The sequence below is a fragment of the Mycoplasma miroungigenitalium genome (genome assembly GCF_013008635.1).
GTDB lineage: Bacteria > Bacillota_I > Bacilli_A > Mycoplasmatales > Metamycoplasmataceae > Mycoplasmopsis > Mycoplasmopsis miroungigenitalium.
Genome location: NZ_CP053096.1, coordinates 619,554 through 633,656, shown reverse-complemented (window position 1 = coordinate 633,656; position 14,103 = coordinate 619,554). Strand labels below are relative to the sequence as shown.

At 28.5% G+C, this 14,103-nt stretch carries 4 protein-coding genes; 1 reads left to right on the top strand and 3 read right to left on the bottom strand.

Going from position 1 to position 14,103, the window contains the following annotated elements; all coding sequences use genetic code 4:
- Positions 1 to 6: 6 nt before the first annotated feature.
- The 3 genes from HLA87_RS02915 to HLA87_RS02905 form a co-directional block, all read right to left on the bottom strand.
- On the bottom strand, positions 7 to 7,923 hold the full coding sequence (locus HLA87_RS02915; RefSeq protein WP_171111759.1) for a PDxFFG protein: 7,917 nt from the start codon (positions 7,921 to 7,923) through the stop codon (positions 7 to 9).
- Positions 7,924 to 8,112: 189 nt separating this feature from the next.
- Positions 8,113 to 11,220 (bottom strand): coiled-coil domain-containing protein, encoded by a 3,108-nt coding sequence (locus tag HLA87_RS02910; protein ID WP_171111757.1) that lies wholly within the window; start codon positions 11,218 to 11,220, stop codon positions 8,113 to 8,115.
- A 282-nt stretch (positions 11,221 to 11,502) separates the two neighbouring features.
- Positions 11,503 to 13,062, bottom strand: a complete 1,560-nt coding sequence (locus HLA87_RS02905) for a phospho-sugar mutase (RefSeq protein ID WP_171111755.1) — start codon at positions 13,060 to 13,062, stop codon at positions 11,503 to 11,505.
- Between the two features lie 156 nt (positions 13,063 to 13,218).
- Here HLA87_RS02905 and HLA87_RS02900 point away from each other — a divergent pair, with 156 nt between their 5' ends.
- Positions 13,219 to 14,097: a hypothetical protein gene (locus HLA87_RS02900; protein WP_171111753.1), complete on the top strand. Its 879-nt coding sequence runs from the start codon at positions 13,219 to 13,221 to the stop codon at positions 14,095 to 14,097.
- Positions 14,098 to 14,103: the final 6 nt, after the last annotated feature.

The following is a 14,103-nucleotide window of genomic DNA, read 5'->3' as shown; positions in this document are numbered from 1 at the left end:
CCTTTATTATTTTGTCCCATTAAATTGAACACCAACTTTAAATACTGGTGTATTTTTACCATTAATATCTTTAATATAAACAGCAGTTGGTGCTTGAGAAAATGTTTTACCGTTTTCCGAAATACTTTGATTTGAACCTAAATCAATTTCAAGTGTTTTATTTCCAAGCTCATTATCTGAAAAGTAAATTTCATACTCGTGATTTGGAGTTAGTAATTTATTTGAATAATTCGACATTATTCCGTAATCAGAAACTCATGCAACAAATCCTTTACCTTTATGATGTCCGTTAGAATCTGTGTAGTCATAGACTTCATCCTTTAATCAGTGACGAGACGCCGGATTAGTTTCATTATTTACGTGTTGTGTTGTGTAATAAAACATATTACTACTGTGATTTTTATTGATTTTTAGTGTTTTTATTTCGCTGGTAACTAAATCTTTGAATACTAGATAGTTTGCTTTTTTGGCATCTTCTGAGTTTAAGTAACCAAACATAGCGATAGCATCCTTATCTGTATGTCTTCAAATATTTGATAGGTTACGTAATCCAACACCTTGCGATTGAATGTAATATTGTCAATAAGCTTTAGCACGATTTGTAACCTTTTTACCTTCTAAATCGGTAATTGAAATAGTATCATCTGCAATCGGATTCCCTTCATCATCATAAATTCTAAAATTAAGCACATCTCTATATCAACGGTCTTTAAATCAACCATTATTAATTGATTTAAATTTTCCAAAATATGTAGATTGTCTTGTTGAATCGTTTGAAAAACTTGTTTTTTTGGCCATGTCGCTAGGAATAAATTCCATACCTAATTTATCAGCTCTAAGTTTTCCTTCAGCATCTTTTCGAGTTTCATAATTAGTAATTGTAGAAATAATAGAATGTTGGTTTGAAGAGTTCATTTCAATTAATGCTTTATTTCATTTCGCAGTAGGTTGGCCATCGATAACATACTCAAGACCTGTGTTAGATTCATTTACTCCACTAATAAAACTTGGTAGGTTTCTAAATTGCGAGTTTGAAGGAGAATATGTAATTTGTAAATTATCACGGTTGATTACTTCAGCGAATGAATAAGTATAGTCTGAGAAAAATTCATTGAATTTACGTTCTGTTTTTGTTTTGAAATATGAAACAACATCATCAGAAGGTTTGGCTTTTTTGGTAATACCTTTCACAAATGCTAACAAAATATCTTTAAGTGAGAATTTACCTAATCTAAAATTGTAAAGTAGTTGAGTTGAATACATTTGTGTTTTGTTATCAAGTATTAACTCATCAAACATAGTAAATTGATTTAAATCAACGCCATTTTGGTCAGCGAATTCTTTAAATGTATTAAATAATTCCTTTACAGAAATTTCTCAATTTGCTCTATCAGGATTTTGTTTACCAACTACAACATCATCAGATTTTCAAAGTCCGTACCCTAAATCTTTATCAAAAATTCAACCATAAGTTAACTCATTTTGACTATTTTCATTGATTTTACTATCGATTTCGCCTAAAGTTAACTCTTTGACAAATAATGCAAGTTTTGAGTTAATAAATCTGTTCATTACCTCATTGGCCAATAATTGTTCATCATTAGAATTAATCAATGCTGTAAGTCTTGCTTTTTCCTCTGAAGAAAGCGTTTTTGCTGATGCTAATGATTTAGTTAAGTTTGATGAAAATATTTTTAAATTAAATCTTTCTTTTACATACTCTAAATCTCAGTTAACTACTCTGTTATCTGGATCTAATTTTGCCTTTGTTGTATCAACACTAGCGAATTTCATAAATTGTTTATAGTCATTAAATGTAATGTTGTAACCATATTCTTTTTTGCCGGCTTTGACTACGTAATAACTTCCAAATAATGATTTTTCAACATCCTGCGAAAGAATTGATTCGTTGATTTTTAAGGATTTCATCTCTCAAAAGGCTGGGAAAGATTCATATTTAGGGTTGTTATTTACAATAGAACCGTCAGCCTTAACCATTAAATAGCTATGTTGATTAGCTTTATTTCCAACCAATTGAGAAATATAAGGTTTGAATCAGTTTAAAATAGGTTTTTGATGCAATTCTTTAAGAGTTGATAAATCCAATTCTTCTTCAAGGAAACCTCACGAGATTGCTTCAGGTAATTTTACGTTTGGCAGATATTGTTCAGATTCACTTAATCATAGCGATTGTTTACCGCCGGCCGAAACAAGTTCTAATGTCGAGCCGTTACCTAAATACATTGCGACAAGTAAATTGTTAAGATTTTGTTCTTCTTTTTTAACCCCATCAAAAGCATTTAAGTAATATACTTCTTGGAATGATTCTTTAAAATTAGGGTCTTTTGAAGGATTTGACGGGTCGAATAGCACATCTCCGTTTACATCATAAAATTTAGCTATTTCATAATTATCATGAATATAACCTTTTGATTTATCTCTTGATTTCAAATGATCAATATATGGCAATAACATTGCTTTATTGTAATTTGGATCGATTGAAGGAAAAATTTCAGCGTAACTTGGATATGCAATTGAAGTTTTAGGTTTTGTTGATGTATCTGTTGTGGCAAAGTCTCAACCATTAATCATGAATTCTTCAACTATCAGTGATCTAATTGTGTCAATTGCCTCTTGAATTTTGTCATTAACAAACTTAATAGTTACATTATTACCTTCAGCATCAACTTGATAATATGAACTTTTTGAATCTTCAAAATCAATATTCAACGGAACATTAACTATTGGGGTTCCGTCAACATTGTAAACAAGAACTTTTGTAATCTTTTTAAATTTACCTTCAGCATTTCTTTCACCTTCAACAATCTTAGGTAATGCCAAGCCGTTAACGTCTTCAAATTCAATAAAATTACCTTTTCCATCTTTTATTGCGCCTTTCAGCATGTCAAGTGAAGCTTTTTTGAATCTTCATTTTCCATCGGCGTCTTTAACCATGTATTTCACTGGGAATTGATTATCTGAAAATTTCGTTGGATTAAGCGTTCCGGAGTTTTGGTCTAAAGTATTCATCAATCAAAGGTCAAATACTTCTAATCATTTTTTGTCTTCCGGTGTATCAATACCATTAGCTTGTCTACGCAATTTGGTTGCTTCAACTAAACCTTCATAAGTTTGCAAGAAACGACGTTTTTTGTTTTCCATCGCTTGCTTAAGATCTTCGTGGCCTATCTTATGACCTCAGACATCCTCAGGGTTTTCAACAGTGCTTTTATCTGTAATGACCTTACCATTAACTTTTTTAGGTTGGTTGTAAAGCAAGTATTCACCTTCATTATTTTCTGAAACAACATTAGGCTGGTTCAATAGTGGTGATGAATTTAATTTTAGGTGTGTTCTTGCTTTAAGATACAAGTCAAGTGCTTTTCTTGAATAGTAGTTTTGAATATTTGGGGTGGCGCCAGGTAATAGAGCTGAACCATAAATTGGCTTTTCACCTTTATCGCCTAAATCTTGAGCAGAGTTTAATGTAATATGATGACCATACTCGTGAGCAGCAACGAATTTTAAAAAGTCAATTGAAATACCTTTATATTCAGTATTATTCATTGCCAGCAATGCCCATAAACCAACACGAGAATCGGGTGTAAATCCTAAATATTTTCCTTTTTCAACTTTGTATTCAATAACTCCGTCAGCATTTAGTTTTTTAACTAAATGTTCGCCTTCTAATCACTCGCCTGCTCATGGAATCTTATTTAATAATGTATTTGTAAAATTATCGTAAGCTTCAACATAAACATTATAAGTAGGTACACTAATTGTTTGACCATTTTCGTCGACAATTAGTTTGCTTCCTTCTTCTTTAATAATTGAAGGTTGAACTACTGCTTTATAGCCTAAAACATCAAAAAGTTCCTTAACTTGTTCAAGTTTAGAATCACCAACATTATCACTAGTGTTAGCATCTATATTAAATTTTAAATATTTAGTTGACATGTAGTTATCATATTTATCATTTTTAACCAGTTGTTTTTCCTTCAAGGTTAATATCAATTTTGTTCCTTGTTTTTGAACGCTATTTAACTGCATTCTATGAATGTATTTTTGAACAAATTGGTCAACATTTGTATCGTTTTTGATTATTCCTAAATTTGTTAATTTATCAATTAATTCAATTTTTGTGGAAGCAACAATCAGCGGATTTGTGCTGTTTATCTCATTACCTTCACCAGTCAATAGTGGTTCATGTCATTTTTTATTTTTTTGGTCAAGTTCTCAAATTTGTTTTGCTACAGAAACTGCTTTTTCAAATGTGGTTTCGTATTTTTCGTCAGCAATATTAAAACTATTAGCATTAGTTAAAAGTTTTTGTAAGAATTCAATTGGTTTTTGAATAAATTCATCATTATTAGCAAATAATTTTGTTTTAGTTTCGGTATAAATTTGTAGACTCTTATTGAAGCGATCAACTTGAGCTTTAGTGTATACATCTTTTAAAGGCGACGAATCTTTGCTAAATGAAAAAATAAAATTATCATTATTTTCGAAATCAGTAAATGTTCAAGCTTGTTTTAAAACTGAAATTTTATTCAAAGTGTTATAAACTTGTCCATCTTCGAACTTATTATTTTCCGCTAAATATTCATAGTAAAGTTGGTTGTTTTGCAACAAAACCAATTCCTTTTGTTTTTTATTTTTTTCATCTTGTGTTGGTAAATTATTAATTTCTGATTGCAATTTAGTTACTTTAGTTTTATAGTCTTGAGCTTTAGCATAATTCAATTCAAAATTAGATTTTTGGTATGCAATAAGCGGGTTGAATAAAACAGCGATATATTTTCTATGGCTATTATTTGTCGTACCATCTAAATTATATTTTCTAAAAATTGGACTAGAAACTAATGAGAAGTAATCAGTAATCATCTCATCAAAAATTCCACGATCCGCAGTTGTGCTATAAATTTTACTTTCATATGATTTAACATAATCTAAAGCGTTCTTTGCTTCCACTAAAATTTTAGATGTAGTTGATTCATTGTTGGCAAGATTCTTATTGAAAATATCAATGCTTTCAAATGCTGTAGCAACTAGCTCATTCATTAATTTTGATATTTCAGAATTACTTAAGTCAACTGAAGATAATTTTGATAATAAGACTGATAATTGCTTGTCATATAGCTGCAATTGAGATTTGGTGTAACTATCAAAATCGGATTTATATTCTTTAGAGATTTTAACCATTTGAGAATATGAAGAAATAATATTAGATAAAATTTTTGCAACTTTTATTTTATAAGTTTCAATGTTTGTTTGAATTTGTTTTCTTGTAACATCAATATCAGCCATAACTGATTTAAATGATTCTAATGAACCAACTAAATCGTTATCTTCTGTAATTAACTTAACAATTTCGTTATACAAAATCTTTTCTTTTGTTTTTTCGTCTTCGTATTCGACTAAAGATTTCAAAGTCATCACTTTAACATACTGATCGACATCTAGCTTATAATTGTTTCCTAAATCAGTCAGTTCTTGAATTGCCTTTTTAAATTCAGCAACAAATTTATCAAAACCTTTTGCGTTAACTTTATTATTAATTGAATCTGATTTTTTGACTAGCTCCTTGTTTTTAATGAAGGAATCTTTGATTGTATTAAATTCTTGATTATCTTTTGCCAAAGATGATTCAAGTGTCTCTTTAGGTTCATTATAGTCGTTTTTAACTGTTTTAAGCTCGGGAGCATAAACATAAAACTGTTTAGTTTGAGTATCACTTTGCGAACGTAAAAAACCATCAATATTTACATATTCACGTCAATTTATTTGATTTAAATTAGATATCTGTGATAGTTCATCAAGAGCAATTAATTGCGTTGGTAAAAATCCTAAGTCGTTTGAGTAGTAAACATAATCATTGGATTCTGGCTCTAATTTGGCAAAGTTATTGCCGCCTAATATTTCATTATAAAATTTGAATAAAGGTCTATTTTGAGAAATAAAATCACGTAATTCTTTAACATAATCTGCTTTTTGTTTAATATTAGAAAATTCGGTAACAGGTGTATTGAATTTTGAAGTTTTTACAACGTTAGCTAACTTGTATAAACCAATTAGTGATTCAAGATGTTCAGGAGCAATTTTTGCTCTTCTAAGTATTTTGATTAATTCTTGATTAATCTTTGGTTCGTCCAATTTTGTAATTTTCTCAGTTAAGTCTTTAATTTTCTTATTTGCATTTTCTAATTCTTGGTCGCTGGGAATCATTTTTTTGTATTCTAAGATTTTTTCAACAGCAAAATTTACAAGTTGTTCTAGCTCATATTTATTTAATTCCAATGATTTATTTTCTTTTTCGATTTTGAATATTTCAAAGTTTTTTTGCTTTTTAATTACTTCGTCAGTTGATGAATTAATCTCTGCACTCAATTTTGTAATTTTATCTTTATTAGATGCTATTTTATTGTTTAAATCTTCTAATTGTTTTTGTGAGTTTACTTTATGCTCATTAAATTTATTGATAATTTCATCATAATCTTTATTTTTTTCAATAATGACTTTATTTGCGATTGTAATTTGCTTTCTTAGATCTTTGATTGAGTCAAGATCTTCCACTAATTGCACAAATCTATCTTTATTTAAAATATTAAAATAAATGTTATTAGCGAATTTATTTGAAAAAAGAGTCTGGATATCACTTTCTAAATTGCTATATTCTCTTTGGCCTCTTTCTAACCCGTGTGTAATGCTTTCAACATTTTCAGCACTAGCAAAATGATCACCTTGTTGATATTGAACATTTTCAATTGAATCGAAAAGTGCAAATGATGTCCCATCATTAAAAATTATTTTTAGATACTCATCTTCAGCACCGAATTCTTTCGCATCAATATTCGAGGTATAAACTGTGTCCACAATTGTTTTCTTAACAAATTTAAAGTTGTTTATATTTTTCAAAACTCCATTCTTATCATTGTTTTGGTATTTTTGAGCTAATTTAGCAAATTTTTCTTGCGCTTCTTTTTCATTATCAGCAAATACAACTGAGATGTAATTACTTTGGATATTTAGTCTAGATTTTTCGATATCGCTAAACGAATTATCTTTAATAATTGATGGTAAATCACCGGAAATTGCAAATACAGATTTATTTAATAAACCACGTTTATCATTAATTGTTCTAAAAGATTGTGTTTTTAAGGTTTCGTCTGAAATATTAGTTAAAGAATTATATTGAGCAATACTTTCTAAAAATTTTGTTAATTCAGAACCTGAAAGTAATTTTTTATTAATTTTATAAAGCAATGAGTCAGTCGCGTTTCCAGATCCTCCCAATTCACTGTGCAATGGAATAGAACCAAAAAACGCATCAGGGAAAAACTTGATGGTAGTATATTCTTTATCCTTATTTGAGTGAGAACCTAGTGTTATATTGTTACCGTTTAATTCAACACCTTTGACAATTGAAAATTCCTTAAGGGTGATAATTTCTGGACCTCACGAAACATTCTTCATAAATCATTGAGTGAATTCGTAAAAATCTTTAGCGCTTACAGCTTCAATATATTCATTGTAAAAATCAAACATACCGTATCTGATATTCAAGAATGGCATTGCATGATTTTCATTGTAATAAATTTTTAAGAATTCATTATAGTCCACTCATTTATCTTTGTATTTAACTGAACCATCAGGGCCTTTGTTCGGGTCAAATTCTCCGATTGTTTTATCTTTATCTGTATTGACAAAGGATAAAACGGCGCCAACGCTAGGGTCGACAAATTCGTTCTTAAGTTCTTTAGCTTCTGTCCCTTTTTCTAAAACCGGTTTAGTTGAATTGTATTTCATAATCCCAATTGTTGCTGCTGAAGCAAGCACAATAATTCCAAGTGAAATAGCATATTTAGGTCACACTAACGTTCTTCAATTAAAAGGTTTTTTACTTTTATTTTTCTTTTCCTTCATATTCCCTCGCAATTAATATTCATATTAATTTATATATTTAAATAAAATTATATATTAATATTTAATTAGCGTATAAAAATAGATAATTATTTATTTTTTACTAATTACACTGAAAAACGTGTATATTCGTAAATTTTAAGCAAAAAATAATTCGCACTGTTATAGAGCGAATTAATATTATTTTTTTGTTTATTTTAGATACTCTTCGTATAGATCATTCATAACCGAACTTAACGCAAATGATTTAGCATATAGTAATAATAGAGAAGCAGCATCAAAACGATCGTAGTTATCATCCAACCCTCAATATTGGTCTGCACCAAATCTAATGAACTTGTTTCCAAAATGAATGTCTCTTGATTTTAGTTCATTTAACCATGTATAGTATGCTTCTCTTTTTTGCAATAAATCTGATTTTAGCTCATCTTTTTTATCTGAATTTTTACCATTAAATCAATCTATTAATGCTTTAGCATAGTTTGTTTCTAACTCAGTGAACTTAGCATGAATTTCTGGAATAAGTTTCGGATCAGCAACATCTCAAGTCTCGTCATTGCTTTCCACCTTCATAATTTGTTTGTATTCTGAGTATTTTGTAATTGATTTTAATTCATTTTCCAGTCAAAGAGCGAAAGGGTCATTTTTAAATTGTTCTTTTTGTAATTTATTTTTTTCAAAATCTGATCTCATAGTTTTAGATCAATAACGCAATAGAATATAAACCTCATGTCCCGAAAATACCTTGCCATATGTTGGAATATTTTCCATCTTCTTTTTAGCTCTTCTTATTTCATTATCGTAAGAATCTAAAGTTTCTTTCAACACATCTACAATTGGCGGATTATTGTCTGATACAGATCCAAATTTTTGTTTATTTTCTTTACTTAATTTGACAATTGAATCAATAATGGCTTTTCAACTTTCGTCATTTATAGTTGCTGCCTTAGTTTTAAATTCTTCCACTTTTGTTTTAAAACTACTAATTTGCTCATTTAATAACTGTTTTAATTCTGATGAATTTTCTAAATATTCTCAATCTCTTCCATATTCAGTAATGGTTTTAAATGTTTCAATAATAGCACCAATTTGAACTAACTTGTCATTTACGAATTTTATAGCATTATCTTTAGATGCAAATTCATTAGAAATAAATTGGTCGTAAATTCCAACAATTTGATTTAGTATTTTGATTGCTGGTTCGTAATATTCATCACCAGGCGTTAAATAAGAATTCTTAGCCAAAATATTGAATTTTCCATAGAAAGAATCAATGGTTGTGCCTTCTTTACCACCATAAATATTTGCAATCACTAATTTTCCATGATTAATAATGACTTCAATTTCATTTTTTAAATTTTGTTCATCTAATGTAGATGACAATGAATGTAATTTTTGAACTTCCTTATTAAAATCTGTAATCAATTTAACAATTTTTTTAGCACCATCATCTCCATACATGTGAGCTCATACTCCAACAGGAGAGTTAGTATTCTGATTTACAGTTAAATCAAAATTCTTTGTAAATGTGTCAGAAACATTTTTACTTGCAGATGATAATTCTTGAATGAATTGAATTGCAGAATTTTTATTTGTAAATTGATGTTGAAGTTTAAGTGTTTCAATAAGAGTTTTTTGTTCTTGTAAATTGCTATTATCACGTTCTTTATTTTTTTTCGCTGATTCAATTAGAGCTTGATATTTTGAGGAGTTATCCCATTTTAATAGATTTTTAAGGTTGTCAGTTTCTATGTTTTCTTCCAAATCTGTATGTAAATTAACTAAATTTTTAACAATTGTAAATTCTTTTACAAGCACTAAATATTCTTGATATCTAGCAAAGGATTGAGTAAAAGTTTCGTGATTCATATCGAAAATTGCTTTTATTTTTGTTTGGAATTCTCTAATCAATGAACTGAAAAGCAATTTTTTGGCATTTGAATCTTTATTGCTTTTAGTGGTCAATTCACCAATGAATTTAGCAGCCAAAGAAGCATTGTTATTTAAGTTGAAATTGCTATCGACTTTGTCATTCATTTCTCTTTTTGCTGATGAATTATCTATCAATAAACCTTTAAATAATGTTTCTTTAGAAGAATCGATGAATTTTTGGAATTTTTCTTTAGTAGAATATTCCGTGAAGTATTCTAGATTGCCTTCTTGCGTTGCGGATACTAATGTGTTTGTGATATCTCTGATTTCGTCAAACAGCTTTTTATAACGTACAGAATAAATAAAATCTATACCTCTGTTAACTAGAAATGACTTATACTGAGCAACCAAATCAGTTAATTGTTTTTTAGCACTATCAATAAAGTCTTTGTCAACAATTTTTTTATAAACTGGGAATAACGACATTTTAAAATCTGATAACTTGTACTGTGGCATTAATGATCTTTGGTGAGTTGAATTACCATTAATAATTTTTTCGATAACGCCATCTTTTTCATTTTCTAATTTATATCAATTTGAAATTTGATGAGACAATAGTGCAGATTTTTTGGCATCTTCGTATTGTTTTTTGTAAGTATTTAAATTTTCTATTAATTTTGCTTTAATTTCACTGCCATTGTTACCTTGTGTATTATAAGCGTCGTCTGCTTTTGAACTAACTTGTTCAATAATTCTTGAAATATCATTTATTCTTCAATCAAAAAGTGCATCAATTAATGAACTTTTAGGTTTGGTAATAGTTACAGGATTTTGCGGATTATCAACATATTTAGCAACCAATTCAGCTCTTTTTAAATTAAATAAAATCTTATTTTGTCAAAATCATACATTTTTAGAATTTTCCTCTATATTTTCTAAATCAGAAATTTCTTCAGTAACTTGTGTAGAAATTTTATCAAATAGTTCTTTATTTTCCTTAAACGCATCTGGGCTTTGTTCAGCCATTGCATTAGGGAAATCATCCTTAAGAAAGGTGACAACTAATTTAAATAACTCCTTAGCAGATAAATTATTAGTTTCAATTTCAGTACCATTTAATAAATCAATTTCTTTTTGCAAATTATTAATTTCTTCTATTTTATTATTTACTTCCTCTTGAGCAAGCTCAACATCAACAGATTGTTGTGCAATTTTTTGTTTTAAATCAGCCAATTCCGATTCAAGTTTTTCTTTTTGTTGATTGCTATCTTTTTGTTGATTCTGCAAGCTCTGTAATTCCTTCTTTAAATTAATTACAATAGTTGCATCATTAACATTTTCGCCACTTGAGTTACATGCCGCGCCTAAAAAGGCACTAGACACAGTAGCTAATGCAGTTAATGATAATAACAGATTTCTTTTTTTCATATTTTCTCCATTTGTTATGTATATAAAAAGTAGATTTTCATTGAAAACCTACTCTTATTATTTTTATTCTTGTTGGTAGGTTTATGATAACCACCATAATATTAATTAACTATGTGGTCGCGCATTAAAAATTCATCATTTTGTTTTTGATGTTTTGAATTTTATTTGAAATGCGAGTACATAACTTATTTAACATAACGTCGTTATTATACAATATATTTTTTTCTTACCTTTTAAAAAAATATTGCATTTTTTGTAAAACGCAATATTATCAATATTTGTTTATAAAACATTCTTTTTAATTAAATTAATATAATAATCAAGTTTTTTTTGTGAATCAATTGCATCATTTCCATAGGCGAAAACATAAAATTTTATTTTCGGCTCAGTTCCTGAAGGTCTCATTGCTAGTCAATCTGGCTTGTCATCGAAAAATAACTTAATCATATTAGACTTCATGAAATCAGTCTCTAAATTATAATCATGAATTTTTTTGTTGGTTGAAAATAAGTTTTTAAATTTGTCTTGTAGTACTGATAAATCAGTATTTTTGCCAATTTCAATATCTATTGTTTTACTTGAGACAAATCCATGTTTTAAATGAATCTTATCTAATACATCAATTAAGGTTAGACCTTTTTGTTTATAAAATTGTGCCATTTTAGCAACAGTAACCAATGATTGTATTGCATCCTTATCTCTGGCAATATCATGATTAATTAATGAACCATAACTTTCTTCAAAACCATAAAACATATCTTCATCTTTTTCGACTATCATTTTGCCTATTCATTTAAACCCAGTTGGAACAACATAAGTTTGTAAACCAAATTCTTTAGCAATTAGTTCCGGTAAATTGGATGAAACATACGAATACACTAAATATTTATTTTTTAGACTATCTGTTGAATTTTCTAATAAATATTGAATGGTTATTGATGCAGTCTCGTTACCGTTTAAATGAACATAATTACCATTGTGTAAGACCCTAACACCAACTCTATCAGCATCAGGGTCAGTAACCACCAAAATATCACAATTGTGTTTTTGTCCTAGTTTTTCGACCAACTTATAAACATCATCTCTTTCTGGATTTGGATATTCACAAGAAGTAAAATTACGATCCTGTTTGAATTGGGTAGGTTCAAAGAATACATCAACTCCTTTAGTTAAACCTAATTTATTAAATACTTTTTCCGCAACTACTGAACCTGTGCCGTGAAGCGGAGAATATGCAAGTTTAATATTAGAGTTGTTTTTATCAAATTTAACATTGCCTCCAACCGAACATACTTTTTCAACGTATTCATTTCATTCACTGATTTTTACATTTCTAATATTTTTGCTTGTTGGTCAGTTATATTTACAACTAAATTCATCAGAATAAGATGAAAATGGTTTAAAGTATTGTTTAATTTCTGCTATTTCTTCAGGAAGACATTGCGAGCCAAAATTATTATAAAGTTTTACTCCATTATATTCCTTGGGGTTATGGCTTGCCGTAATATTGACTCCAGCGTCTGCCTTATTTCTGATAATTAAGTACGAAACAAAAGGTGTTGGAGTTATTTTTCTTGAAAGAATAATTTTAATTTTGCCATAGCTATCTAAAATTTCGGCTATTACCTTTGCATATTTATTTGAGTACCTTCTATTATCTCGACCGATAACAACTAGTATTTCATTTTTGTTTGGATGTTTAGCAATTAAATATTTTGCTAAACCATGAGCTATTCTTTGGATATGGGCGTGACTTAGATGGTCAATTCCATGACCAACCTTGCCTCTAATGCCGGCTGTACCAAAATCTATTGCTTTAATATTACTTTGTTTATTTTTCATGTACTAATTATAAAATAATAATCTATTTTGTTTTATGAATCACTTTAATTATTAGTTTTACCTTATTCAATATAATATCAATAGCATTGGTAAAAATTTATTCATTATTAGTATTAAATTGGTTTTGTGGTTATAATACTATCTCGAGGGGGTGAAATGGAAAAAAATATAATTAATAACAAATCAAAAATAAATAACAGTTCAGAATTTGTTAAAAATATTTTTAAAGTTAATATCATGGAGTTGGTTACTGCGTCAATATTATTGAGTATTCACTGTTTACTTATATTGACTGCTAAGTTTACTATTCTACGAGTTATTCCGGTTCAACTTGAATTTGTTTTATATATATTCTACGGCTTATTATTAGGTCCTTTTAAAGGGGGAATTTTAGCTATTATTGGCGATACATTATTAATGCTTCTAACAGGCAGTATCGGTACGTGATTCTGGCTTTATGCTATAGTGCCTCCATTAATTTCAATAGTTTCTTGATTATATTTAATAATGTTTCAAAAAACCAAATACACACGTTTTATAGTATCGTTTGCATTAACTATTTCAGCGTTTATTATAACTATTTATATTTATTTGTCGCATTGTAACGAAGATGGCACTTTTTCATTAACTAAGAAAATTGCTGCTTCTAAAACGTTAATTATGATAATGATAGTTGTTCTGGGTGTTGCTTCCATCTTAATCTCTATAGTTTTCACAACATTATATTTTGTTACAAAAAACGAAAAATGAAATTACTACATGATGGTAACATCATTAATAATATTTATTTCAGTAATATTTAGATGGGTTTTAGGTCCTGTGTCTTATATAGAGTGATTTAATTACATTCATCACGCAAACGAAAATTCTAAACTGAAACATTACGGTACCGACTTTATTATCTTGTTTGTAAAAATAGTTATCAAGGATTTATTTGTAATACCAATTTATATCTCGGTATTGACCCCAATATTTGTAGTGGCATCAATATTAAAAGAAAAATATCTAATTAACTATAAGAAAAATCGTTATTAATACTCA